General features: G+C 60.5%; 23 protein-coding genes. 5 read left to right on the forward strand and 18 right to left on the reverse strand.

Going from position 1 to position 24,159, the window contains the following annotated elements; all coding sequences use genetic code 11:
- Positions 1–96 precede the first annotated feature (96 nt).
- The 4 genes from QD336_RS13600 to QD336_RS13615 are packed head-to-tail and all read right to left on the reverse strand — an operon-like array spanning position 97 to position 4,282.
- The gene (locus tag QD336_RS13600; protein ID WP_499171081.1) at positions 97–1,365 is read right to left on the reverse strand and encodes an ABC transporter substrate-binding protein; all 1,269 of its coding nucleotides are present in this window, start codon (positions 1,363–1,365) and stop codon (positions 97–99) included.
- 43 nt (positions 1,366–1,408) lie between these two features.
- Positions 1,409–2,509 carry an ABC transporter ATP-binding protein gene (locus QD336_RS13605; RefSeq protein ID WP_269345487.1) on the reverse strand — a complete coding sequence of 367 codons (1,101 nt, stop codon included), beginning with the start codon at positions 2,507–2,509 and terminating at the stop codon, positions 1,409–1,411.
- Positions 2,510–2,511: 2 nt separating this feature from the next.
- Positions 2,512–3,396, reverse strand: a complete 885-nt coding sequence (locus QD336_RS13610) for a carbohydrate ABC transporter permease (RefSeq protein WP_269345485.1) — start codon at positions 3,394–3,396, stop codon at positions 2,512–2,514.
- 4 nt (positions 3,397–3,400) lie between these two features.
- A complete protein-coding gene (locus QD336_RS13615) occupies positions 3,401–4,282 on the reverse strand; it encodes a carbohydrate ABC transporter permease (protein ID WP_004444977.1) in 882 nt (293 codons plus the stop codon).
- A 212-nt stretch (positions 4,283–4,494) separates the two neighbouring features.
- On the opposite strand from QD336_RS13615, the gene QD336_RS13620 reads away from it, so the two are divergent.
- Positions 4,495–5,421, forward strand: a complete 927-nt coding sequence (locus QD336_RS13620; RefSeq protein ID WP_269345474.1) for a helix-turn-helix domain-containing protein — start codon at positions 4,495–4,497, stop codon at positions 5,419–5,421.
- 30 nt (positions 5,422–5,451) lie between these two features.
- Here QD336_RS13620 and QD336_RS13625 read toward each other — a convergent pair whose 3' ends face one another.
- From QD336_RS13625 to kduI, 8 genes are all read right to left on the reverse strand, one after another.
- The gene (locus QD336_RS13625; RefSeq protein WP_269345472.1) at positions 5,452–6,732 is read right to left on the reverse strand and encodes a TRAP transporter large permease; all 1,281 of its coding nucleotides are present in this window, start codon (positions 6,730–6,732) and stop codon (positions 5,452–5,454) included.
- Positions 6,732–7,253, reverse strand: a complete 522-nt coding sequence (locus QD336_RS13630; protein ID WP_269345470.1) for a TRAP transporter small permease — start codon at positions 7,251–7,253, stop codon at positions 6,732–6,734. The genes QD336_RS13625 and QD336_RS13630 overlap by 1 nt, the downstream gene beginning before the upstream one ends.
- 69 nt (positions 7,254–7,322) lie before the next feature.
- The gene (locus QD336_RS13635; RefSeq protein ID WP_269345468.1) at positions 7,323–8,300 is read right to left on the reverse strand and encodes a TRAP transporter substrate-binding protein; all 978 of its coding nucleotides are present in this window, start codon (positions 8,298–8,300) and stop codon (positions 7,323–7,325) included.
- 144 nt (positions 8,301–8,444) lie between these two features.
- Complete coding sequence (locus tag QD336_RS13640) at positions 8,445–9,323, reverse strand: D-galactarolactone isomerase (RefSeq protein ID WP_269345465.1); 879 nt, start codon at positions 9,321–9,323, stop codon at positions 8,445–8,447.
- Complete coding sequence (locus QD336_RS13645) at positions 9,320–10,456, reverse strand: D-galactarolactone cycloisomerase (protein ID WP_269345463.1); 1,137 nt, start codon at positions 10,454–10,456, stop codon at positions 9,320–9,322. The genes QD336_RS13640 and QD336_RS13645 overlap by 4 nt, the downstream gene beginning before the upstream one ends.
- 35 nt (positions 10,457–10,491) lie before the next feature.
- Entirely contained in the window at positions 10,492–11,403 is a 912-nt protein-coding gene (kdgD, locus tag QD336_RS13650) for a 5-dehydro-4-deoxyglucarate dehydratase (protein ID WP_026372457.1), read from the reverse strand.
- A gap of 113 nt (positions 11,404–11,516) precedes the next feature.
- Complete coding sequence (gene kduD, locus QD336_RS13655) at positions 11,517–12,260, reverse strand: 2-dehydro-3-deoxy-D-gluconate 5-dehydrogenase KduD (RefSeq protein WP_269345460.1); 744 nt, start codon at positions 12,258–12,260, stop codon at positions 11,517–11,519.
- The gene (kduI, locus tag QD336_RS13660) at positions 12,257–13,081 is read right to left on the reverse strand and encodes a 5-dehydro-4-deoxy-D-glucuronate isomerase (protein WP_269345459.1); all 825 of its coding nucleotides are present in this window, start codon (positions 13,079–13,081) and stop codon (positions 12,257–12,259) included. The genes kduD and kduI overlap by 4 nt, the downstream gene beginning before the upstream one ends.
- Before the next feature lie 138 nt (positions 13,082–13,219).
- Between kduI and QD336_RS13665 the strand changes: the two genes are divergently transcribed.
- The 3 genes from QD336_RS13665 (at position 13,220) to QD336_RS13675 (ending at position 15,229) form a co-directional block, all read left to right on the forward strand.
- Complete coding sequence (locus QD336_RS13665; RefSeq protein ID WP_269345458.1) at positions 13,220–14,017, forward strand: NAD-dependent epimerase/dehydratase family protein; 798 nt, start codon at positions 13,220–13,222, stop codon at positions 14,015–14,017.
- Between the two features lie 104 nt (positions 14,018–14,121).
- A complete protein-coding gene (locus QD336_RS13670) occupies positions 14,122–14,859 on the forward strand; it encodes a FadR/GntR family transcriptional regulator (protein WP_269345456.1) in 738 nt (245 codons plus the stop codon).
- A gap of 52 nt (positions 14,860–14,911) precedes the next feature.
- Positions 14,912–15,229: a cupin domain-containing protein gene (locus tag QD336_RS13675; RefSeq protein ID WP_269345454.1), complete on the forward strand. Its 318-nt coding sequence runs from the start codon at positions 14,912–14,914 to the stop codon at positions 15,227–15,229.
- 8 nt (positions 15,230–15,237) lie between these two features.
- Here QD336_RS13675 and QD336_RS13680 read toward each other — a convergent pair whose 3' ends face one another.
- The 6 genes from QD336_RS13680 to QD336_RS13705 form a co-directional block, all read right to left on the reverse strand.
- On the reverse strand, positions 15,238–16,470 hold the full coding sequence (locus QD336_RS13680; protein WP_499171082.1) for a M24 family metallopeptidase: 1,233 nt from the start codon (positions 16,468–16,470) through the stop codon (positions 15,238–15,240).
- A gap of 270 nt (positions 16,471–16,740) precedes the next feature.
- Complete coding sequence (locus tag QD336_RS13685; RefSeq protein ID WP_269345451.1) at positions 16,741–18,789, reverse strand: aldo/keto reductase; 2,049 nt, start codon at positions 18,787–18,789, stop codon at positions 16,741–16,743.
- A 37-nt stretch (positions 18,790–18,826) separates the two neighbouring features.
- The gene (locus QD336_RS13690; RefSeq protein ID WP_269345449.1) at positions 18,827–19,912 is read right to left on the reverse strand and encodes an ABC transporter ATP-binding protein; all 1,086 of its coding nucleotides are present in this window, start codon (positions 19,910–19,912) and stop codon (positions 18,827–18,829) included.
- Between the two features lie 10 nt (positions 19,913–19,922).
- Entirely contained in the window at positions 19,923–20,759 is an 837-nt protein-coding gene (locus tag QD336_RS13695) for a carbohydrate ABC transporter permease (RefSeq protein ID WP_269345448.1), read from the reverse strand.
- Positions 20,756–21,616 (reverse strand): carbohydrate ABC transporter permease, encoded by an 861-nt coding sequence (locus QD336_RS13700; protein ID WP_269345446.1) that lies wholly within the window; start codon positions 21,614–21,616, stop codon positions 20,756–20,758. Before QD336_RS13700 ends, QD336_RS13695 begins: the two co-directional genes overlap by 4 nt.
- A gap of 264 nt (positions 21,617–21,880) precedes the next feature.
- The gene (locus tag QD336_RS13705) at positions 21,881–23,152 is read right to left on the reverse strand and encodes an ABC transporter substrate-binding protein (RefSeq protein ID WP_269345444.1); all 1,272 of its coding nucleotides are present in this window, start codon (positions 23,150–23,152) and stop codon (positions 21,881–21,883) included.
- Between the two features lie 92 nt (positions 23,153–23,244).
- Here QD336_RS13705 and QD336_RS13710 point away from each other — a divergent pair, with 92 nt between their 5' ends.
- Positions 23,245–24,135, forward strand: coding sequence for a helix-turn-helix domain-containing protein (locus QD336_RS13710; RefSeq protein ID WP_269345442.1), 891 nt, complete (start codon positions 23,245–23,247; stop codon positions 24,133–24,135).
- The last annotated feature ends 24 nt before the right edge of the window (positions 24,136–24,159 follow it).

Here is a 24,159-nt window from a genome sequence, read left to right on the forward strand (position 1 = left end):
CGTCTTTCGTGCCTATCCGGCCTTGGCGGACATGCCTCACATCTTCCGGTAGTCGGTTAGCGAGCCCGCCGCCATGGAGGCGGCGGGCGATTGTCGTCAATCGAACTTGGCAAGAACATCGTTGGTCGTATCGATGATCTGCTCGGCCGCCTCTTCCGCCGTCAACTGGCCATAAGCATATTCCTCAAGCGTATCGATGAAGCCCGAGCGGATTTCAGGATGTTCGTTGAAGGGTGACACCACCGGCCCCGATGCCGCCATGACGATGGCGTTGGCGGCCCGCACCTCCGGCTCGCCCTTGTCGCCCAGACGTGCAGCCGCGGCCTTCGAGGCGGGCAGGCCGCGCGAGGTGCCGAGCGCATCGATGCCCTCAGGTTCGTTCAGCAGGCAGTTCAGGATTTGCGCGGCCGCTTCCGGGTTCCTGGAGTTTTTCGAGATGGAAAACACCATGGAAGGTTTGCGATAGACGCCCTCTGTCACGGCATCGGCACGCTTCAGCATCGGCACGGGTTTCAAAACCTGCCCTTCCTTGAGCGGATCGGCATATTTCGAATAGGTCGAATCCCATTCATAGGAGCCGGCAATCCGGCCTTCCGACCAGGACGGCTTTTCATAAAGATTGACGTTGCCATCGGCCGCTTCCTCTTTCTGGGAGCGGATGGAGCCGGTTTCGACCAGCTTGCCGACGAAAGAGATACCCTCGGCCAGCTCCTCCGGCGTCCAGGCCACGCGGTTGGTCTTGGGATCGACCAGATCCTTGCCGGTCTTCTGCACGACAGCCAGCGTCACCAGAAGCTGGGCAGTCTCCTTCACGGCATTGAAGGTGTAATAGCCCTTGCCGAGCTTTTCCTTGATGGTCTTGGTTGCCGCGAAAAACTCATCCCAGCTCTTCGGGATTTCCACGCCGGCCTTTTCGAAAGTGGTGGCGTTGAAGAAAAAAACACGGCCGGTGGTGGAGACGGAAAGCCCCTGCAGCACGCCGTTCATCGAGCCTGCGCCCAGATCGCTCTCGGCCCATTGCGAAAGATCGAGCGGCTTCAGCTGGCGCAGATCCGCAAAGCCCTCGCCGTTCCTGGAGAAGAGCGGCAGCCAAGGCCAGTTGACCTGAACGATATCGGCTTCGGTCTTGCCGGCCATCTGCGTGGTGAGCTTTTCCAGATAGCCATCGAAGCCGGTAAATTCGCCCTTCACCGTGTGGCCATATTTCTCGCCGCAGGCGGCAATGGCCTTCTGGGTGGCGACGTGGCGGCTTTCGCCGCCCCACCATGACATGCGCAGTTCCGCAGCACCTGCCGCCGGGGCGGTTGCCATCGCCACATAAGCGGCACCGGCAAGCATCGCCATCATTCTTGTCATCGTCTTCATTTTTCTTCTCCTCCTCAAAAAATCAGGCACGCCCGTCCCCTCCTCACAGCGAGACGTTGCGACCATCGGCCTTGTCGAAAATATGCAGCTTCTCCGGATCCGGTTTCAGCCGCAGGATGCCGTCGCGCCCGAGCGCCTCGAATTCCGCTGCGCCGACGACGCTGACGACCTTCTGGCCGCCAAGATCGGCGTGCAGATAGACCTCGTGGCCCATGAACTCCGCATTGGTGAGTTTCGCCTGCAACGCCGGGCCATCCGTCGCCACCGCGAGCGAAAGATGCTGCGGGCGGATGCCGATGACGGCATCTGCGGGTCTGGCCGAAAGCCGCTGTTCCAGATGGGCGCCGATCGGCAGGCGCTGGCCGGCGATGACGAACTCGGCGCTGTCGATTGTCACATCCACCAGGTTCATTTCCGGCGTACCGATGAAACCGGCGACAAAGAGATTGGCGGGATGGTTATAAAGCTCCTTCGGCGTCGCGACCTGCATGATGCGCCCCGCCTGCATGACGCAGATGCGGTCGCCCATGGTCATGGCCTCCGTCTGGTCATGAGTGACGTAAATGACCGTCGAGGACAGGCCCTCCGCCTTCAGCTGGCGATGCAGATCGGTAATGCGCACCCGCATGGAGGCCCGCAGCTTGGCGTCGAGATTGGACAGCGGCTCATCGAACAGGAACACGCCGGGCTTCTTGATGAGCGCGCGGCCAAGCGCCACACGCTGCGCCTGCCCGCCGGAAAGCTGCTTCGGCAGCCGGTCGAGCAGCGGCTCGATTTCGAGAATGCGCGCGACATTGTCTATGGCCTTTTCGATCTCGGGCTTGGCGACACCGGCGATCTTCAGGCCAAAGGCGAGATTGCCACGCACCTTCATATGCGGATAAAGCGCATAATTCTGAAACACCATGGCGATGGAGCGCTTGCCGGGCGGCAGGTCGTTGACGCGCTGGTCGCCGATCAGGATTTCACCGCCGGTGATTTCCTCCAGCCCCGCCACCATGCGCAGCGTCGTGGATTTGGCGCAGCCGGAAGGGCCGACGAACACCATGAACTCACCATCCTCGACATCGAGATTGATGCCATGCACGGCCTTGAAGCTGCCGCCATAGATTTTTTCGAGATTTTTAAGTTGAACGCTAGCCATTTTCAGCCCTTGACCCCGCCAGACGAGATCCCTTCAATGAAATACCGTTGCGCCGCGAAGAACACGATCAGCGCAGGCGCGATCGTCAACACCGACATCGCCAGGATGCGGTTCCATTCAAAGGCTTCGGTGGTGTCGATGGAGAGTTTGAGCGCAAGGCTCACCGGATATTTATCGACCGAGGACAGGTAAATCAGCGGCCCGAGAAAGTCGTTCATCGTCCACATGAACTGGAACAGGCAGACCGAGATCAGCGCCGGCGCCAGCATCGGCACGACGATGTAAATCAGCGTCTGCAGGCTGTTGGCACCATCCACCCGGGCGGCCTCTTCCATGTCCGATGGCAGCGAGCGCAGGAACTGCACCAGCATGAAGACGAAGAAGGCATCGCCGGCGAAAGCCGAGGGCACCCAGAGCGGCAGGAAACTGTCCAGCCAGCCGAGATCGCGAAACAGGATATATTGCGGAATGCGGGTAACGACATTCGGCAGAAGCAGGATGGCGATGACCGAGCCGAACAGGATTTTCTTCAGCGGAAAATCGAAGCGGGCAAAGGCATAGGCCGCCATGGTGCAGGAAATCGCCGTGCCGATGACCTTCGGCAGGATGATCAGGAACGAATTCCAGAAGAACCGGCCGAACGTATAGGGCGTCGAGGTTTCCCAGCCGCGGATATAGCCGTCCAGCGTCGGGTTGTCGGGGATGAAGCCGGCGCCGGAGAAGATTTCCGAATTGGTCTTGAAGCTAGCGCCCACCAGCCAGACCAGCGGATAAAGCATGACGAGGCCGACCGCGAAGAGAAGGACGTAACGCACGGAGGTGGAGAGCAGCCTCAGCCGCGCCCGGCGGGCCGCCTGCATGTCGTTTAGGGTTGCGATATCGGTCATGGCATCAGTTCCGCTTGTCGCCGGCGTAATAGACCCACTTCTTCGACGACCAGAAGGCCACGAGGGTCAGCACGGTGATGATGGTGAAGAGCACCCAGGCAATCGCGGAGGCATAGCCCATGTTGAACTTCTTGAAGGCCTCGTCGTAGATGTAGAGAGGCAAGAGGTAAGTGGACTTCAGCGGCCCACCCTGGGTGATGATGTAAGGGCCGTTGAACTCCTGAAACGCCTGCACCATCTGCATGATGAGGTTGAAAAAGATCACAGGCGTCAGAAGCGGCAGCGTGATGAAGAAGAAGGTCCTCACCTTGCCTGCGCCATCGATGGCTGCGGCCTCGTAAAGCGACTTGTCGATGGATTGCAGCGCGGCGAGAAAGATCACCATGGCCGAACCGAACTGCCAGCAGCGCAGCAGCGTTATAGTGAAAAGCGCATTGCCGGGATCACCGAACCAGTCTACGGGCGAAAGGCCCACGGCGGCCAGCGCCATATTGGCGAGCCCCTCGCTTGCGAAGATATAACGCCACAGAACCGCTATCGCGATCGAGCCGCCGAGGATGGACGGCACGTAAAATGCGGTGCGGAAGAAGTTGATGAATTGCAGCTTGTAATTGAGTATCGCCGCAATGAACAGCGCAAAGGCAAGCTTCAGCGGCACCGTCAGAAACACGTAGAACAGGGTGACGTTCAGCGATTTCATGAAGGTGCGGTCGCGGGTGAACAGCCGCTCGTAATTCGCAAGCCCCGCCCAGCTTGGATCGCTCATCAGGTCGTAACGGGTGAAGCTGAGATAGAGTGAGCCGAGGAACGGGATAGCCGTGAAGACCAAAAGCCCGATGATGTAAGGCGTCAGATATCCCAGCCCGAGGAAGCGCTGAGATTTCATGATGCTCCTCCCCGCGCCCCGGCGGAACGCGAATGACAGAATACAATTTCGTACAAGTGATTCTCCCGGAACGGCGGGCGGCGGGCGCGTGATGGCGCAATTTCTCACCGCGGCCGATCTCCTCCCTCATTGATGCGGCGCGTAAAAGCGATTTATGCGGTGACAAAACCAAATTTCCGCGCCAAGGTGAATTAACAAAGACGAGGAAAAAGATGGACGAAATCGAAGGTGGCATTCTGTCTTCCGTTCCGCCTGCGGCGCTCAACCTCAACCTGACACGCGCAACGATCAAGATGGAGCATTCGCGCACCTGGCAGATCGACAAATCCAACCAGGTGGATGATCTCGTTATCTGCCTTGAAGGGCGCGGGCATTATCTCGTCGATGGCGAGGCTCGGGTACTGGACCCCGGTGACGCGATGCTGATTTTGAGAGGGCAGCGTTTTGTCGGCTGGAACGAGCAGGCCGTGACCTATCGCGGCGTGGCGCAGCATTTCACGCTGGATATTTATGGCCGCCACAACCTTATCGCGCAGATGGACCTGAAGCCCAAACTGCGGCTAAGCCGCTGGCCGCTTTTGGAACCGCTGGTGCGCCACTACCGGCAGAGCGCCCCGCCCTCCTCCGTGACACTCGGCCAGCACCATCTCTTCATGGTGCTTCTGATCGCTTTCATCGATGACGCCTTTCTTGGATGGGTGGACCGCCCAAGTTTCCAGCCCGAGGGGGCGGAGGCGCTGGACCTTGCGGTGATGAAGGCGATCACCATGATTTCGGCCAATCCACTCGACCCCGATATTGCCGGCCGGGCGACCGATGCGGCGCCCTATAATCGCGATTATTTCCTGCGGGAGTTCCAGAAGCGCGTGGGACGGACACCGCGGAAATATCAGGAGTTCAAGCGCATGGAACGCGCCATGCATTTTCTTGAGGCTGGGCTTTCGGTTTCGGCAGCGGCAGCCGAAGTGGGGTATGGCGACCCGTATTATTTCTCGCGCATGTTCAAACGGACACTGGGACTTAGTCCGCGTGACCATATGAACCGGATACGCCGCAGCCGGCATGGCAATCTGATGGCCTTTGATGAACACGAACAGCAGAGGCTGCTTGCCACCGAAACGGAAAAGGCCCCGGCATAGCGGGGCCTCCTCTTGCGGAAGTTGTGGAAGTCACCGGAAAAGCGATGGCAACCACAGGGAAAGCGAAGGAATATAGGTGACGGCGAGCAGCACGGCGATGCTGGCGCCGAAGAACGGCCAGATCGTCCGCATCGCTTCCCTGATAGATATGCCGCCCACCGCGCAGCCGACGAAGAGCACCGTTCCGACCGGCGGCGTGTTGAGGCCGATCCCGGCGTTCAGGATCATCACCACGCCGAAATGCACGGGATCGATGCCGAAGGCCTTCACGACAGGCAGAAGCACCGGTGTTGAGATGATGACCATCGGCGCCATGTCCATGAAGGTGCCGAGCAGCAGCAGGATGACGTTGATGACGAGCAGCACGATGATCGGATTGTCCGAAATCGCGCTGATTGCCGCAATCATCAGCGTCTGCACCTGCAGGAAGGCCATCAGCCAGCCGAAGGATGCCGCCGTGCCGATGACGAGCAGAACCATGGCCGTGGTGCGGACGGCCCCCATGACCGCTTCCACAAAACCGTCCCAGTTGAGCTCGCGATAGACCAGCATGGCGACAAGGAATGCATAAAGCACGGCGATGCACGAGCTTTCCGTCGCTGTGAAGATGCCCGACCGCACGCCACCAAAGATGATGCCGATCAGCAGGATGCCGGGGAATGAGGCCAGCAGATAATACATCAGCTTGGAGAAACCCGGAAACGGCTCGGATGGATAACCCTTGCGCCGGGCAACGATATAGGCCGTCACCATCAGCGCTGCGGCCAGAAGCAGGCCCGGAATGATGCCCGCGGTGAAGAGATCGGCCACCGAGACATTGCCACCCGCCGCGATCGAATAGAGGATCATGTTATGCGAGGGCGGGATCATCAGGGCGATGATGGCGGCATTGACGGTGACATTGACGGCATAGTCCCTGTCATAACCGCGCTTGGCCATTTGCGGGATCATCAACCCGCCGACGGCCGAGGCATCGGCGACGGCCGAGCCGGAAATGCCACCGAACAACGTGGACGCGACGATATTGACCTGGCCGAGGCCACCACGCAGGTGCCCGACGAGACCGGCGGCAAACCGGATGAGGCGATGGGCAATGCCACCGCGCACCATCAGGTCCCCCGCGAAGATGAAGAACGGGATCGCCATCATCGCGAAGACATTCATGCCGGAATTCATCTGCTGGAACACCACGATGGGTGGCAGGCCGAGATAAAGAACCGTGGCGAAGGAAGCGATGCCGAGGCAAAAGGCGATCGGCGTGCCGATCAGCATCAGCAGGGTAAAGACCCCGAAAAGAATGGTGTAAGCCATTATGCGGCCTCCTGCGCGATGACGTCAGCCGCGATGTCCTCACCGATGGCAAGATCGATGAAACGTTCTGCGGAAAACAGCGCGATGAGGAAACCGCCGCCGATCAGCGGAAAGAAATCCGTGCCGCCCGGCCAGCCGAGAACGGGTATCGTCGCTGTCCAGGTGCCCATGGAAAGCGAGGTGCCATACCAGGCCATGCCGACGCCGAAGAAGAAGATGAGCGCAAGGCTCGTCAGGTCCATGCCCTTCTGCACGCGCGGCGGCATCATGTAACGCAGGATGTCGAGCCCCAGATGCACGCTTTCGCGCACGCCGACGGCTGCCCCCAGCATGATGAACCACGACATGAGATGCAGCGACAGCGGCTCCGACCAGCTGGGTGAATCATTGAGGATATACCGCGCAAAGACCTGCCAGCCGACGATAAGCGTCATGGCGATCATGCCGATACCGGCAATATAAAGCGACGCGTGGCTGAGCGCGCCGAGAAAGGGGCGGATTGCCCGCATGAAATTTCGCATTGTCTGTTCCTCCCGCGTCAACGGCGACAAAAGAAAACCGGCCCTGTTTCCAAGGCCGGTTTTCGCGCGTTACTTGACCGCTTTCACACGCTCCAGAAGGTCTTTCATCTTCGGATCGGTGACGAACTTGTCGTAGACCGGACCCATCGCCGCGGCGAATTCCTCCTTGTTGACCTTGATGACGTTGACGCCACCGGCGCGAACCTTTTCTTCGGACGCCTTTTCGCGGGCGCTCCAGAGTTCGCGCATCTTGCCGACCGAATCCTTGGCCGCCTGGCGCAGCAGCTTCTGGTCTTCCGGCGAGAGCTTGTCATAGGAGATCTTGGAAATGACGAGGATTTCCGGGTTGAGGGAATGTTCCGTCAGCGAGTAGTTCTTCGCGACTTCATAGTGGCGGGCGGATTCGTAGGACGGCCAGTTGTTTTCGGCACCGTCGACCACACCGGTCTCAAGCGAGGAATAAACTTCGCCCATCGGCATCGGCGTCGGGTTGGCGCCAAAGGCCTGCATCATCGAAATCCACAGGTCCGACTGCTGCACGCGGATTTTAAGACCCTTCAGGTCCGCCAGTTTTTCGATGGGCTTTTTGGTGGTGTAGAAGGAACGCGCGCCGGAATCGTAAAAGGCAAGACCGACGAGGCCATGCGGTTCGAAGGCCGCCAGAACCTCATCACCGATCGGGCCGTCGACCGTATTGTGCATGTGCTCCGTCGAGCGGAACAGGAAAGGCAGGCCGAGAACGGTGGTTTCCTTGACCAGATTGTTGAAGGGGGCGGCGTTGACGCGGTTCATGTCGATGACGCCGAAGCGGGTCTGCTCGATGGTGTCCTTCTCGCCGCCGAGAACGGAATTGTTCATCACCTGGATCTTGATGCGGCCCTTGCTGCGCTCTGCCAGCAGCTCACCCATATATTTCACGGCCTCGACGGTCGGATAACCATCCGGGTGGATATCGGCGGAGCGCAGGGTGATTTCCTGCGCGCTGGCGGAAACACCTGACAGCGCGATCCCCATCGCGACGCACATCATGCTTGCAATCTTTTTCATGCTTTCCTCCTCCATTGTTGAAACGGCCCAGCCCCTCCAAGGCTATCGGGCCGATTTTTTTGACGCCCATCCGGGCCGGCATGCAAAGTCCTTTCAGTTGAAAAGGATGACGGGGCCTCCCTTCCCCAACCATCCCGGATAAAACTAGGCCACCTTGACCGGCGACAGCTTGAACAGAGCTTCCGGGTTTTCGACCAGCGCCCGATGGCGCGCCGCCTCGTCCGGCAACCAGCCGAGCGTCAGTTCCGCAAGACGGGCATCATCGGGATAGGCGACCGTTTCGCGCACCGAATTATGCGGCCAGTTAGTGCCCCAGACGATGCGCTCCGGCGCATGGGCGGCGATCACCCGCGAAAAGGCGGCGACGTCCGCATAGGGCCAGCTTTCACGGGCGCTTTCATAAACGCCGGCGAATTTGAACCAGAGATTGCCGCGATCGATGAGCTTCAGAAGTGCTGCCATTTCCGGCCCATCCGTCCTGATGCCCTTGAAGAACTTGCCATGATGATCGAACACCCAGCGGGCGCGGATTTTCTGAAGCCGCGGCAGATGATCAAGAAGACCATTGCCGTCGAACTGCACCGCCACCATCCAGTCGGCCGCATGTGCCCGCTCGTCCACCACTTCCAGCTCGGAAAGGTTCACCGCACCGCCCGGCAGATCCATGATGCGCGCGCCAACCGCACCGGCAGCGGTGAGCTTTTCCATGTCCTTTTCGGTCGTTGTCGCATCGATGATGACCACGGCGCGGGCCGCCTCGCCCATCTCGGCAACGCAGGCAAGCGTGTTGCCATTATCGCGCTGATGGGCGTTACCCTGCGTGATGATGACCCGGTCTATGCCGAGCCATAACATCAGGCGGCGATAATCCTCCGGTCCCGGCAGGGTGCCCGGCGGCAGGCCGGGACCACCCGGCAAGGCGGGATAACCGGGCAGATACATATGCATCTGCGTATCGACCGCCCCTTTTGGGAAAGCGGGGTTCGGCGCCGTGCCGCTCAGTTTTCTGACGAGTTCGCTCACGGGTCTGGCATCCTGAATTCGGTCAATGCGTCACGGTTGATCTCGATGCCGAGACCGGGACCATCGGGGATGGCGACAACGCCGTTCACCGCCTCGAGAGGCTGGCGCAACACGGCCTGACGGAACGGATTATGGGTGCGGTCAAATTCCATGATCGGCTCGATGGGATTGACGCGAACCGGGTCGGGCACCATCGCCGCCATGAATTGCAGCGCGGCGGCGATCTGCACGCCGGTGCCCCAGACATGCGGCACGATGCGCACGCCGTGCAGCGTGGCGAGCGTGGCGATCTTCTGGGTTTCGGAAAAACCGCCGCAGCCGCAGAGATCAGGCTGGAGAATATCCACGGCACCGGCGGAAAGCGCCTGCCACATGCCATAACGCCCATGCCAGGTCTCGCCGCCCGCAACCGGGATCGGCTGGCCGGCCCGCACCCGGGCATAGGCATCAAGCTGTTCCGGAACCACCGGCTCCTCGAACCAGTCGATGCCGAATTCGGCCGCGCGATTGCCGAGCGTGATGGCTTCGGTGACGGTATAACCATGATTGGCGTCTATCATCAGCCGCATATCCGGCCCGATCGCGTCACGCACCGCAGCGATGACCCGGAGGTCTTCCTCGATGCCGAAACCGATCTTGATCTTGCAGGCGTGAAAACCCTCCGCCCGGCGCTCGGCCATCTCGGAGGCATTGTCGGAGACGCGGTCAACGCCATCGCGCTTGAAGCTGCCGGTGGCATAGGCCCGCACGCTTTCGCGCCAGCGCCCGCCAAGCAGCATGGAGACGGAAGCGCCGTAATGCTTGCCCTTGATATCCCAGAGCGCGATATCGATGCCGGACAAGGCGGTGAGGCTGAGGCCGCGCTGGCCCTGATCGCGCAGGGCATTATAAAGCACGGCCCAGATCTTTTCGGTCTGGCGCGGGTCCTGGCCGATCAGCCAGCCCGAGTAAGCCTGAACCACGGCCGCGTTGGGTCTTGCCGGGCCGAGGCATTCACCCCAGCCGACGGTACCGTCGTCGCATTCGATCTCCACCAGAACATGGGCCCGCCGATCAAAGCGCATGGATGCGCTTTCAAATGGCGTGTCCAGCCGGTGTTCGAGCAGATGCGTGCGCACCGCCGTGATTTTCATGGCTCCCCTCCCGTTTGTCCCGATCAGCCCCCTAATCAGGCTTTGCGCTTATGTGTGCCGATCAGGGCATCGAGCATGCCGATTTCCTCATTGGTCAGATCCTTCAGCGGCGCGCGCACCGGACCGGCATTAAAGCCCTGCAGACGAACACCGGCCTTGACGGCGGAGACGGCGTAACCCTTGGCGCGGTTGCGGATCGCCATGAACGGATAGAAGAACTCCGTCAGGATGCGTTCGCAGGTGGCGCGCTCGCCGGCACGCAGGGCCGCGTAGAATTCATTGGCGAGACCCGGCACGAAGTTGAAGACGGCCGAGGAATAGGTGGTGAAACCGGCACCGAGATAGGCTTCGGCAAACAGTTCCGCCGTCGGCATGCCGCCGAGATACATCAGGCGGTCGCCCATCTTGGCGGTGATCTGACGCACGAGGCCGATATCGCCCGTGCCGTCCTTGAAGCCGACGAGGTTCGGGCATTCGTCACAGAGACGCGCCAGCGTATCGGCCTGCAGCACGGAATTGTCGCGGTTATAGACCATGACGCCGATGCCGACCGACTGGCATACCTTCTTGATGTGGGCGTAAAGCCCTTCCTGCGGCGCATCGATGAGATAATGCGGCAGGAGCAGGATGCCATCGGCACCGACTTTTTCCACGGAGCGGGCAATATCGACGGCGATCTCGGTGCCGTAACCACAACCGGAAACGATGGCCGTTTCGCCGGCCACTTCCTTGGCGGCCGAAACGATGGTCGGGATTTCATCCGGCTTCAGCGAGAAGAACTCACCCGTGCCGCCGGCGGCAAACAGCACCGGCGCCTTGTAACCGGCGAGCCACTCCACATGCGCCCTGTAGCTATCGGCGGCGAAACGGCCCTCGGAATCGAAATGGGTGACCGGGAAGGACAACAGGCCGGAGCCAAGCGCCGTCTTGATTTGTTCAGGGTTCATGACCGAAATTCCTCTGCAGGTTCATTGACTGAAAGCCACCTAAACCGCTCGCCTCATATTTGTCAACAAGTCATCATACAAGTTATATGATGAATTTTCAGAACTGGCGCAAATCAGCGCGCCAGCCAGCCGCCATCGACGTTGAGAATGGCGCCATGCACATAATCCGCAGCCGCAGATGACAGGAAAACCGCCGCCCCGGCGATATCTTCCGAGTGCCCCCAGCGGCCGGCCGGAATGCGCTCCAGAATGGCCTTGTTGCGGGCTGCATCGGCGCGCAGGGCCTCGGTATTGTTGGTTTCGATATAACCGGGGGCAATGGCGTTCACATTGATGCCCTTTGCCGCCCACTCATTCGCGAGGAGTTTGGTGAGGCCGGCGACACCATGTTTCGCGGCCGTATAGGATGGCACGCGAATGCCGCCCTGGAAGGACAGGAGCGAAGCGATATTGACCACCTTGCCGGACCTGCCTTTCGCCAGCAGCTCCTTCGCAAAGGCCTGTGTGGTGAAAAACAGCGCCTTGAGATTGACGTCCATCACCTCATCCCAGTCGAGTTCGGAAAACTCGACGGAATCGGCGCGACGGATGATGCCGGCATTGTTGACGAGAATGTCGAAACCGGCCTCGGTAAAACTGTCCTTCGCCGCCAGTGGATCGGAAAAATCGATCGACAGTGCGCTGGCCTTGCCGCCCTCCTTCGCGATGATATCAAGCGTCTCATCCGGCGCGCGGCGCGCGGCGCAGACCACCTCCGCACCGGCGGCAGCAAGACCCACCGCAATGGCTTGGCCGAGACCCGTATTCGCGCCGGTTACGAGCGCCTTGCGGCCCTCGAGAGAGAAGGGATTTTTCATTTCAGATCCCCCGGCTGGATGAAGTCCATATCGGTATAGTCGACATTGTCGCCGGCCATGGCCCAGATGAAGGTATAAGAGCCGATACCCGCGCCGGAATGGATCGACCAGGGCGGCGAAATGGCGCCTTCTTCGTTGGAAATGAACAGATGCCGGGTTTCCTGCGGCTCACCCATCAGGTGCAGCACGCGCGACTTCTCATCCATGCCGAAATAGAGATAGGCCTCCATGCGGCGGTCGTGGATATGCGAGGGAATGGTGTTCCAGACGGAGCCATCCTCAAGCGTTGTATAACCCAGCACCAGCTGGCAGCTTTCCATGACGAGCGGATGGATGAACTGGTTGATGGTGCGCTTGTTGGAGGTCTCGGCCGCGCCAAGCTTGACCTCCTTGCTGTCAGCAAGGCTGACGAGCTTTGCCGGCAGGCTGCGATGGGCCGGGCAGGAAGTGATGTAGAATCGCCCCGCGCCATCAAAGGTCACCGCGCCGCTGCCGGCACCGAGATAAAGCACGTCGCCGCGATTGAGCGTATAGGTTTCGCCGCCGGCGCTGACGGTGCCGGTTTCGCCGATATTGACGATGCCCATTTCACGCCGGTCGAGGAAGGACGGGGTCCTGGTTTCTTCCACCTTGTCCAGCGTCAGCGGCGCGCCATTCGGCACCGCGCCGCCCATGACGAAGCGGTCATAGTGGGTATAGATCAGCCTGATTTCACCCGACCGGAACATGTCGTTCGCAAGGAAATGCCGGCGAAGCCCCTCGGTATCCAGCGTTTTTGCATAGTCCGGGTTCACGGCCTGCCTGGTTTCGACGGTCAACATCAAACTCATCCTTCATGATTGTTGCGTATGGCACATAATATATGTTATCCGCTTTTTGTACGATCTGTATGACAAGGTCAAGAGGTGGCGACACTTCTGACCACAGCGCGGATGCAGAAATGACTTGGGAGAATGGCGATGAAACGGCTTCTTGTTACCGGTGCGGCGGGCCAACTTGGCCGTGTCATGCGCGCACGCCTTGCACCGATGGCCGAGATAGTGCGCCTTGCCGACCTCTCCCCGCTCGATCCGGCCGGGCCGAACGAGGAATGTGTGCAATGCGACCTTGCCGATGCGGCCGCCGTGGACGCCATGGTTGCCGGTTGCGATGGCATCGTGCATCTCGGCGGCATATCGGTGGAGCGGCCCTTCGAGCAGATTTTGCAGGGCAATATCATCGGGCTTTATAATCTCTACGAGGCCGCCCGCGCCCATGGGCAGCCACGCATCGTTTTTGCGAGTTCCAACCATACGATCGGTTATTATCCCCAGACCGAGCGTCTCGGCCCCGATGTTCCCGTCCGCCCGGACGGGCTTTACGGCGTCTCCAAATGTTTCGGCGAAAACCTCGCCCGCATGTATTTCGAGAAATTCGGACAGGAGACGGCGCTGGTGCGCATCGGCTCCTGCACGCCGGAACCCACCAATTACCGCATGTTATCTACCTGGTTCTCGCAGGATGATTTCGTGTCGCTGATTATGGCGGTGTTTCGTGCGCCGGTGCTCGGCTGCCCGGTCGTCTGGGGCGCTTCGGCCAATGATGCCGGCTGGTGGGACAATTCCCATCTCGGTTACCTCGGCTGGAAACCCAGGGACAATGCCGAAGCCTTCCGCGAACAGATCGCGCAGACCAGCCCGACGCCAGACCCCGACGATGCACTTGTCCGTTTTCAGGGCGGAGTCTTCGTCGACAACCCGATCTTCAAGGCGACGTGAGCTGCCAGACGAAACGCCCGCCCAAGCGGCGGGATTGCAAGCGGGGCCGCGAATGACGTATCGAGGAACACGCATGCAACCGAATTTTTAGAACGGCGATGAAAATGACAAAAGCGACGAGCTCGGAACCGGCAGCGCCCCAGGGCAGAACGCTTGTGGTGAAGGTTTCGGAGGAACTGCGCAGCCAGATCGCCAAGGGCCGTTACAAGACCGGCGACCGCCTGCCCTCCGAAGCGCAGCTGACGCAAGAATTCGGCGTGAGCCGCACCGTGGTGCGCGAGGCGATCGCCTCATTGCGCTCCGATGGTCTGGTCGAGCCGCGTCAGGGCGCCGGCGTCTTCGTGCTGGAGCCCGCGCCCGTGGAGCGGCGGCCATTTCACAATGTCGATCTCGCGCGTGTGTCCTCGCTGATCGAGATGCTGGAGTTGCGCACCGCCGTGGAAGGTGATGCCGCCGGCCTTGCCGCCATTCGCCGCTCGCCGGCGCAGGAAGAAAAGATCATCGAGGCCTTTGATGCCTTCCGCGCCAGCGCCGCCCGGGGTATCCCGACGGCCGAGGCCGATTTCGCCTTTCATCTGGCCGTGGCCGAAGCGACCAACAATCCCCGTTTCAGCGAGTTCCTTCAGGTGCTTGGCCCGACCGTCATTCCGCGCCGTGCCGTGACTGACAACGGCACGGAAACGGTGCTTTCGCCTGCCGATCTCGAACGGCTGGTCGGCGAGCACGAGGCAATCCTGATCGCCATTCAGGATGGCGACGAGGATGCGGCGCGAAGCGCCATGCGCCAGCACCTGAAAAGCAGCCAGACGCGTTACCGCGCCATGTTGCGCGCACCACGCTGAAATTGCCCGCCTGAACCGCCCTGAAGCGCATTACAAGACCGAGGAGAAACCCATGCAGCAGCTTCCCAAATTCCCCACCGTTTCGCCCGACGATGGCGTGGAACGCACCGTGCTTTCCGAAGCACCCGAGCTGATGGTGGTGTCTTTCCGTTTCAAGACCGGCGCGGAAGGCAAGCTGCACAGCCATCCGCATGTGCAATCCACCTATGTCGCCAGCGGCAGTTTCCGTTTCTACCGCGATGGCGAAGCCTATGACCTTGAGAAAGGCGACAGCCTTGTGGTGCCCGGCCATATCGAACACGGTTGCCTGTGTCTGGAAGAGGGCGAGCTGATCGACTGCTTCACCCCGCGCCGCGACGATTTCCTCTGAGACGGCACTCAGCTTCTGAATAAATCTCTCAGAGTGCGGGGCAGCGTGTTCATGCACTCCGCGCCTGACGATGTGACGAGGAACTGGTCCTCGATCATCAAGGCACCCAGCCCCTCGCCGTAAAAAGGCGCTTCGAGCGCGACCACCATGCCGGGAAGAATGATTTCCGGATTGTCATGGGAAAAGAATGGCCATTCCTCGATGCCGACGCCGCCCCCGACGGAATGGCCGAAATGGCCGCGATAATATTCGCCGAAACCGTCCCTGCGCATCGAGGCCAGCATGGCGGCGTGCACCGCGCCGAAGCTGTTGCCCGGACGGATCGATTCAAGCCCGGCGGCAAAAGCCGCTTCCAGCGCCTTGAAGATATCCGCTGCCAGAGGCGAGACCGGCCCCCATGAGAAGGTTCTTGCACCATCGGAAGAATAACCATCGACCAGCGTGCCGACATCAGCCTTGATGAGCGCACCCGGCGTCACCACGGCCGCCATATCCGACAGGGCGGGCCCGACGGATATGTAATCCCAGTGCCCGCTCAGTGAAAAACCGGATGTCGCGGCATGCGCCTGCGCGCCGGCCTTCCAGGCGGCGGAAAGCCCGCCGAGCGCCGCCCCCGGCCTGACGGCCGCCGCCATCGCGACCAGCCCCGCCTCAGCCGCCGCTGCCGCGCGCCGCAGAAGCTCGATCTCGCGTTCGGATTTCACCGCGCGCAGACGCCGCAACACGGCCGAGCCATCGATCCAGTTCACATCGGGAAGGGCCTGACGCAGGGCCAGAAAATCGGCGGCCGGCATGAATTCGAGATCGGCGCCGATGCGCGCCGCAGACAGCCCGCGCTCCCGCAGCAAGTCAGCCAACAGGCCGAAACAGACGGCACGATCGAATGTCTCCGGTCTCGACCCGCCGGAAGCACTACGGCGATAGGCGTCATCCACCTGCGCGACGGTTTCCACACCCGAAAGATCGACCATGTCGATCCAGATGCGATGGCAGCACAGTTCAACGTCCGGTGCGGCCCGTCTGACGAGCGGGGCGGCATGATCACTGACGACGGCGGCAAGTCTCGCCCCCACATCGGCCGGCACCAGCGCAATCGCCGAGCCCGCCCTGCCCCACATGGTCGCCACGCCGGCGTGAGCGCCGACCGCATAACGGAAGGCTTCGGGCTGGAACAGCACCAGCGCGTCGATATCCGCCTCCCGCATCAGCTCATGCGCACGGTTTCGGTCGATATCGCCCATGGGAACTCCGGTGATTGTTTCGCGACGCGTCTATGAACCTAGGCTTTAGCAGTCACCGGAAAAGGAAAGAAGATGAAAGATAGCGCCCTCCGCAGGATCGCCATGGAATAAGCGGGTGCCGCCTGTTTCTTCTCCCCGCCGGGGGAGAAGGTGGCGCAGCGCCGGATGAGGGGGCGGCGGCAGAGATATTCGGAGAGTTTGCCACCTCATCTGCCCCTTCGGGGCATCTTCTCCCCGGCGGGGAGAAGAAATATGCCGCAGCGCTTCGTCCTATCCGAATGGCGGCGGACTTATCCGCCGCCTTCCTGACCGGCCGTACGCCTCCAGCCACTTCACCTGCTCGCCCGTCAGCGCAATATCCAGCGCCGAAAGACTATCCTCCAGCTCGGCGATGGTGCGCGGCCCGATCAGCGGAATGACCGGGAAAGGCTGGGCGATGACATAAGCAAGCGCGATATGGATCGGGTGCCGCCCGAGTTTCTGTGCAAGCTCGATTGCCCGATCGCGGCGAACGAAGTTGCGGTCGGAATACCAGACACGGACGATCTCCTCGTCATCATGCTTGTTCCGCCCTGCCCGATCGGTGAAGAAACCCCGCCCCTGGCTCGACCAGGCGAAGTTGGGGATCTGGCGGGATCTCAGCCATTCCTTCCACTCGTCATCCGACGCAGCGACACAGCCCGCCCAGATGGGATCGAGCATTTCGGCGAGCGAGAAATTGTTGGAAAGCGCGCCCGGGGCCTGCTTGCCGTTCTTCCCAGCATAGGCGGCAGCTTCATCCATGCGTTCCCGTGTCCAGTTGGAACCGCCGAAAATGCCGCGAATGCGCCCGCGCCGGACTTCGGCATCCATGGCATCGACGAATTCGGCGACCGGAACGTCCAGATTATCGCGATGCATGAAATAGGCATCGACATAATCCGTCTTCAATCGCTCCAGCGACTGATCGAGCTGCCTGGCGATCATGTCGGGATAGCAGAGCGGCGAATGCGCGCCCTTGCCGATCAGCACGATCTCCTCGCGCGGCACATTGCGGCTCCTATGCCAGTCACCAAAAATCGCCTCCGTCTTGCCGCCGCCATAGACATAGGCCGTATCGAAGAGATTGCCGCCCGCTTCATAAAACGCATCGAGCGTCAGCGATGCGGAGGCGAAATTGGGGAAAAATTCGAAACCGAGCGCGACCACGGAAGCCGGCTTGGCAATGCCCGGTATCTGCCGCTTCGGAACCGCGTTTCCGGCCACCACCTTGCCGCCGGCAATATTCGCAACGCGCGACGTTGCCTTCTCAATGCTGTATTCCAGCCCGACGGAAGCGCGCCACTGATCCATGACCCGCAAATTGCCGAGGCTGTCGGCCCAGCCCATGCCGGGTGCATCGAATTCCTTTTTGCCCTGCCGGATAGCCTCGCCGGCCGCATCGACCTCGAAGGAATAAAGCCAGCGATCTTCCGGCACTTCGATGGTTTCCACCTTGTCGCCGCGAATGATGTCGATCCGCCCGGTGCCGCCCTTGTGGCCAGCGGCGAACCAGAAATCCTTGACTTCGATGCGACCTTCCGAGCCGATGATGCGCAGCACATTGTCCTGCCCCGCCATGATCGAGCATGAGACTTCGGCGACGATGCCATTGGGGAATTTCAGCACCGCCGAGGCCCATTCATCGACGCCCGACTGGCCGAGATGGGCGGCACCCGCCACCTTTTCCGGCTCGGCGAAGGATTTTCCGTCTACCGCACCGGCAATCATGCGCACCATGGAGACCGGATAACCGCCGACATCGAGAATGCCGCCGCCCGCCATTTCATTGGCAAAGAGCCGGTGATCGGCCCGGAAGGAGCCCATGTTGAAACCGAAGCTGGAACGGATGATGCGGATATCGCCGACGGCGCGGGCTTTCACCAGTTCCAGCAGTTTCGCCGTCTGCGGGTGCAGGCGATACATATAGGCCTCGCCGGCAAAGACGCCTGCCTTTTTCGCCTCGTGGAAAATGGCATCGGCGTCATAGGCGGAAAGCGCGATGGGTTTTTCCACCAGCACGTTCTTGCCGGCGCGGATCGCCTTGATCGCCCATTCGGCATGGCCGGTGTGGGGGGTGGCAATGTAAACCGCGTCGATATCGGGATCGGCAAGCAGCGCGTCGTAACCATGGATGATGCGCGCGCCGGCAAAAGCTTCGGCAAGGCCGGGCTTGTCCGGATTGCGGGTGGCGATGGCCTCTAACCTGCCGGTGCGGGAATGGGCAATGCCGTCCGCGAATGTTTTGGCGATGGTGCCCGGGCCGATGATGCCCCAGCGGATCGGTTGTTCGGTCGTCATGAAATCCTCGTCTTACATTGGGTGCTTGGGAAAGGGTTCAGCGCAGGCGTTCGCCCTTGCTGTCGAAAAGGAAAGCCTTGGGGGCGGAAAGACCGACCGTCAGCCGGTCGCGATTGCCGACATCACGCGATTCCGGCCGCTCGATGATGAGCTGTTCGCCGCCTTGCGCGCGGGCATAGACATAGCTGGTATTGCCGAGATGTTCAGCGACATCGACATGAACGGTGAGATCGGCATCGCCTTGCCCCGCATCGGCGAAATGTTCGGGCCGGATGCCGAGCGAAACCCTGGCGCCGTCGTTCAAACGGGCCTTGACCGGCAGGGTCAGCCGCACCGCAGGATCGCTGTCGAGCGAGAGCGTGACGCTTTCCGCACCGCTGCCGATGATGGTGGCGTCGAGAAAATTCATCTTCGGCGAGCCGACGAAACCGGCGACGAAACGATTGGCGGGATCGTCATAAAGATCGAGCGGCGCGCCGACCTGTTCGATATTGCCCGCCCGCAAAACCACGATCTTGTCGGCGAGCGTCATCGCCTCGGTCTGGTCATGGGTCACATAGATCATCGTGGTGCCAAGCTGCTTGTGCAGCCGCGATATTTCCACGCGCATCTGTACCCGCAGTTCAGCATCGAGGTTGGACAGCGGCTCATCGAACAGGAAGACCTGCGGTTCGCGTACGATGGCGCGGCCGATGGCCACACGCTGGCGCTGGCCACCGGAAAGCTGTTTCGGGCGGCGTTCCATCAATTCGTTGATCTGCAGGATTTCTGCGGCACGGCTGACACGCTTCTGCGTATCTGCTTTGGGGTTGCCGTTCATTCGAAGGCCGAAGGACAGGTTTTCGGCGACAGTCATATGCGGATAAAGCGCGTAGGACTGGAACACCATCGCGATGCCGCGATCGGCCGGATCGGCATCGCTCACCGTTCTGCCGCCGATCACGATATCGCCGCCGGAGATATCTTCCAGCCCGGCGATCATTCTGAGAAGCGTGGATTTGCCGCAGCCGGACGGGCCGACAAAAACGACGAACTCCCCGTCTTCCACCTCCAGATTTGCGCCATGGATGACTTCGAGCGCGCCATAACGCTTGAGCACGTTCCTGAGCGAAAGTTCCGCCATGTAGCCTCCCTTACTTGACTGCCCCGGCGGAAATGCCGGCGATGAAGTGACGCTGCAGAGCCACGAAAACCACGAGGATGGGTGCGGTGAGCAGCACCGCGCCGGCCATGATGCCGCCCCATGACACCTTGGTGAGCCCGATGAGGGTGCCAAGCGCCACGGGTGCGGTCATCATTCCTGGGCGGGAATTGATGAGAAGCGGCCAGAGGTAATTGTTCCACGAGGCCAGGAAGAGAATGATCGACAGCGCCGCCATCGTGGGACGCGCCAGCGGCAAGGCGATGCGCAGGAATATCTGCCATTCCTTCACGCCTTCCACCCGTGCCGCATCGAAAAGCTCGGTCGGCATCATCGAGAAGGATTGCCGCATGAACAGCACGCCGAGCGAATTGAACAGCGGCGGCACGATGAGCGCGATCCAGCTATTGGCCAGCTTGAATTCCCGCGCCACCATGATGAATTGTGGAATGACAACGACCGCGAAAGGCAGGGTGATGGTGCCCAAAATGATGGCGATCACCACCCCGCGTCCTGCAAAGCGGTAACGCGCCAGCGCCCAGCCCGCCATCGACGTCAGGAACACCGAAAGAACCGTGTAGATAACGGCGACGGTGATCGAGATGAACATGGCCCGCAGGAAATTGGTGTCCGCCTGTAGATTGTTGAAATTCTCAATGAAGTTGGTGGACGGCACCAGCACGATATCCGGGCTGAAAATGCCGTAATCCGGCATGGTCGAAAATACGAACATCATCCACAGCGGAAACAGCCAGATGATGGCGAGCGGCGTCAGCGCCGCATGCAGCGCGATCTTCTGCCAGAAAAGCGATCTGGATTTCGACCTCATTTCGGCTCCCTCCCGACCCAGAGATTGAGAAGTGAAATGGCGATGGCGAGCGCCGCCATGGTGTAGGCAATGGCCGAAGCGTAACCGAAATTGAGCGAGGTAAAGCCCTGCCGATAGAGGAACAGCCCCAGCGTTTCCGTGCCGCCACCCGGCCCGCCGCGATTGGTGATGAGGAACGGTTCGGCAAACAGCTGCATGGTGCCGATGACCGACAGGACGACGCAGAAGAGGATGATGGGTTTGAGGAGCGGCAACGTGATGTGGAAAAATTGCTGGCGCTTGCTCACCTTGTCCAGCGTCGCCGCCTCGTAGACATCACCCGGAATGGATTGCAGCCCGGCCAAAATGATGATGGCGTTATACCCCGCCCAGCGCCAGGTGACGGCGATGATGACGAGTGCCATGGCCGCATTGGCATTGTCGAACCACGAGACCGGCGAAAGGCCAACGGCGGTGATGAGCTTGTTGATGATGCCGAAATCGACGCTGAACATCAGCCGGAACACCGCCGCATAGGCGACCTCTCCAACGACAACAGGCGCGAAGAAGGCGAAGCGGTAGAGCGGTCGTGCCTTTAAGAGCGGCGAATTCAGCAGCACCGCCATGATGGTGGCGAGCGCAATCATCACCGGCACCTGAATGACCAGAATGATCAGTGTGTTGTAGAGCGCATTATAAAAGGCTGGATCGGAAACGAGCCGCCCCCAGTTCACGGAGGGCGCGAACCGCCACGGATTGATGCGCGTATTCTGGAACGACAGCATGAACGAACTGATGATCGGCCAGACCCAGAAGGTGGCGAAAATCAGGAGATAGGGCGCAAGGAACGCATAAGCGATCCTGTTCCTTGACGGCATGACGACCTCCAGATGCCGGCGGTTCGGCCGGATAAATGGAAAAGCTTGGAAGAGGCCTGCCCCCGTTTGAGGACGAGGCCATCGCAAGACGGCACGGCGTATTTCTTCTCCCCGAGGGGGAGAAGGTGGCTCGAAGGGCCGGATGAGGGGGCAAGCTCTCGGTCCATCGCTGACGTCGCCCCCTCATCCCGCTGCCGCGGACTTCTCCCCCCTCGGGGAGAAGAAACGTGCGGCACCCTCTCGGTCCATAAAACAGCCGCCCGATTACTCCGAGGCCGGGAGCCCCGTCGCCGTCTCGATCTGCTTGGCGGCATCATCGAGCGCCGCTTTCGCATCGGGATATCCGCCCGCGAAATATTTCGTCTGCGTCGCCTTGTAGATCGCATCCGCATCCGACTGGAACGCCGTGCCACGGCTCGGCACGATCTTCGGCAGGGTGGCGAGAATATCGGTCCACACCGCTTGCCCGCCCCAATAGGGCTGCTTTTCCTTGACGAAAGGATCGTCGATGGCGGAGAGCAGCGAAGGAACGAGGCCGAAGGACTTCAGCATCGTCACCTGACCTTCATTGGTGGTCAGCGCATAATCGATATATTTCCACGCGGCTTCCTTGTGCTGGGACGTGGAGCTGACTGCCAGCGAAGAGCCGCCGAGATTGGCCGCATGCGGGCCATCCGACGTCAGGCTCGGCATCAGATAGACGCCCCATTTGCCGGAAAGATCGGGAGAGCCGGAACGGACCGTGCCCTCATACCAGGCGCCATACATCTGGCTTGCGGCCTTGCCGGCCGTGTTGGCCTGGATCTTCTCATCCCAGATCGCGGCCGTGATGATGCCCGCACCCTTCATTTCCTTGATCTTTTCAAGGGTCGCCACACAGGCCGGCTTGTTGATGGTGATGCTTTGGCCGTCGGTCGAAAAGTAACCGCATCCCTGCTCATTGGCGATCATGCGAAACCATTCGCTGTCGCCGTTGAAATCGGCCTGCGCCATGACGGTGCCGGGATTGGCGGCCATGACCTTCTTGCCGGCGACTATGAAATCGTCCCAGCTCTTTATGGTAGCCGGGTCAACGCCCGCCTTTTCATAGAAGTCGCGGCGATAAAACACCGCCACCGGGCCGGAATCCCACGGCACGGCATAGGCAACGCCATCAACCTCCAGTTCGGTGCGTTTGAAATCCGGGAAAAGCGCCTGTTTCTCAGGGGTATAGCCAAGCTCGGTCAGATTGGCGAAACAATCCGGAAAGCGGCTCCAGAACAGTTCCGCCTCGAAATTCTCGATGGTCACGATATCCGGAAGCCCATCGCCACCGGCTGCGCAGGCGGCCAGGGTCTTGTCAAAAACCTGACCGTTTCCAAGGTCTTCCACGACGATCTTGATGTCAGGATTCTGCTTGTTGAAACCCTCGACCGTGGATTTCAGCGCCGAGGCGGCGACATTCCAGCTCCAGATGGTAACGGTCTCGGTTTGCGCGAAAGCGGGGGCTGCGAGAAGCAGCAGAGCCGTAGACGCACCAAGAAATTTCAAGCACATTGAAAACCTCCCTTTTTCAATTGCCGTTCTTCAGCGAACATGGGCACATTAGCGGCGGCAGGAAATCTGTCTCGTAAAAAGGGAACATCGATTTGGCGGAAAGTAAGATTGCCGAAAGAGCCTTTTACCAGCCGGGTGCGAGCAGCATCGAAGGCATGCCGACCACGCTTCAGCTTTTCCATAACCACCCGCCCATCATGCTCCGCCCCCATTGGCACGCGCAGGTGGAGGTGAATTATGTGATGTCGGGATCGGTGCATTACCGCATGGGCGATCATGAGCTGACACTCCATGCCGGCCAGATGTGCATTTTCTGGGGCGGCCAGCCGCACCAGATGGACCAATCCTCCGACGATTCCTTTTATGCCGGCGCGCATCTGCCGCTCGTGCATTTCTTCCGCATGCGCCTGCCGGCCGCCGTCTCCAGCCAGCTGATGGGCGGCGCAACCATGGTGAGCGCCGAGACAGACAGGGCCGATGCGGAAAATTTCGGCCGATGGTTCCGTTATGTTACCTCCGGTGATCCGGCGAAAGCCCAGCATGCGGTGGAGGAATTGCTGCTCAGGGTGGAGCGGATGTTTCTCGAACCCTATTCCGTCATCTCATCGGCGACCGATGGAAAAAGCAAAGAGGATGAGGAAGGCATGGCGCCCTCCATCGGCGTCGTGCGCATGTGCGATTTTATCGCCGCCAATTTCCTCGATGATATCGACGCGACCGACATCGCCCGCGCCGCCTCGCTGCATCCGAAATATGCGATGAACCTGTTCCGCAAATCCACCGGCATGACGCTGATCAAATATCTGACCCTGCTCCGGCTTTCCCGCGCGCAGGCGATGCTGATGACCGGCAAGGACAACATCCTGCAGATCGCCATGGAAAGCGGCTTCGGGTCGGTCAGCGCCTTCAACAAGGCCTTTCGCCAGATCGCCGGCATGTCGCCATCCGATTTCCGGCGCGATATGCGCGCGGCGGCGGCTTAGGATGTCGCCGAATCCTGCCATGGC

Source organism: Rhizobium sp. BR 250 (assembly GCF_047445855.1).
In the GTDB taxonomy this organism is placed as follows: Bacteria; Pseudomonadota; Alphaproteobacteria; order Rhizobiales; family Rhizobiaceae; genus Agrobacterium; species Agrobacterium tumefaciens_I.

Coding starts and splice junctions, on each gene's coding strand:
- QD336_RS13600 (WP_499171081.1), bottom strand. CDS start 1,365: ATGAAGACGATGACAAGAATGATGGCGATGCTTGCCGGTGCCGCTTAT.
- QD336_RS13605 (WP_269345487.1), bottom strand. CDS start 2,509: ATGGCTAGCGTTCAACTTAAAAATCTCGAAAAAATCTATGGCGGCAGC.
- QD336_RS13610 (WP_269345485.1), bottom strand. CDS start 3,396: ATGACCGATATCGCAACCCTAAACGACATGCAGGCGGCCCGCCGGGCG.
- QD336_RS13615 (WP_004444977.1), bottom strand. CDS start 4,282: ATGAAATCTCAGCGCTTCCTCGGGCTGGGATATCTGACGCCTTACATC.
- QD336_RS13620 (WP_269345474.1), top strand. CDS start 4,495: ATGGACGAAATCGAAGGTGGCATTCTGTCTTCCGTTCCGCCTGCGGCG.
- QD336_RS13625 (WP_269345472.1), bottom strand. CDS start 6,732: ATGGCTTACACCATTCTTTTCGGGGTCTTTACCCTGCTGATGCTGATC.
- QD336_RS13630 (WP_269345470.1), bottom strand. CDS start 7,253: ATGCGAAATTTCATGCGGGCAATCCGCCCCTTTCTCGGCGCGCTCAGC.
- QD336_RS13635 (WP_269345468.1), bottom strand. CDS start 8,300: ATGAAAAAGATTGCAAGCATGATGTGCGTCGCGATGGGGATCGCGCTG.
- QD336_RS13645 (WP_269345463.1), bottom strand. CDS start 10,456: ATGAAAATCACGGCGGTGCGCACGCATCTGCTCGAACACCGGCTGGAC.
- kdgD (WP_026372457.1), bottom strand. CDS start 11,403: ATGAACCCTGAACAAATCAAGACGGCGCTTGGCTCCGGCCTGTTGTCC.
- kduD (WP_269345460.1), bottom strand. CDS start 12,260: ATGAAAAATCCCTTCTCTCTCGAGGGCCGCAAGGCGCTCGTAACCGGC.
- kduI (WP_269345459.1), bottom strand. CDS start 13,081: ATGTTGACCGTCGAAACCAGGCAGGCCGTGAACCCGGACTATGCAAAA.
- QD336_RS13665 (WP_269345458.1), top strand. CDS start 13,220: ATGAAACGGCTTCTTGTTACCGGTGCGGCGGGCCAACTTGGCCGTGTC.
- QD336_RS13670 (WP_269345456.1), top strand. CDS start 14,122: ATGACAAAAGCGACGAGCTCGGAACCGGCAGCGCCCCAGGGCAGAACG.
- QD336_RS13675 (WP_269345454.1), top strand. CDS start 14,912: ATGCAGCAGCTTCCCAAATTCCCCACCGTTTCGCCCGACGATGGCGTG.
- QD336_RS13680 (WP_499171082.1), bottom strand. CDS start 16,470: ATGGGCGATATCGACCGAAACCGTGCGCATGAGCTGATGCGGGAGGCG.
- QD336_RS13685 (WP_269345451.1), bottom strand. CDS start 18,789: ATGACGACCGAACAACCGATCCGCTGGGGCATCATCGGCCCGGGCACC.
- QD336_RS13690 (WP_269345449.1), bottom strand. CDS start 19,912: ATGGCGGAACTTTCGCTCAGGAACGTGCTCAAGCGTTATGGCGCGCTC.
- QD336_RS13695 (WP_269345448.1), bottom strand. CDS start 20,759: ATGAGGTCGAAATCCAGATCGCTTTTCTGGCAGAAGATCGCGCTGCAT.
- QD336_RS13700 (WP_269345446.1), bottom strand. CDS start 21,616: ATGCCGTCAAGGAACAGGATCGCTTATGCGTTCCTTGCGCCCTATCTC.
- QD336_RS13705 (WP_269345444.1), bottom strand. CDS start 23,152: ATGTGCTTGAAATTTCTTGGTGCGTCTACGGCTCTGCTGCTTCTCGCA.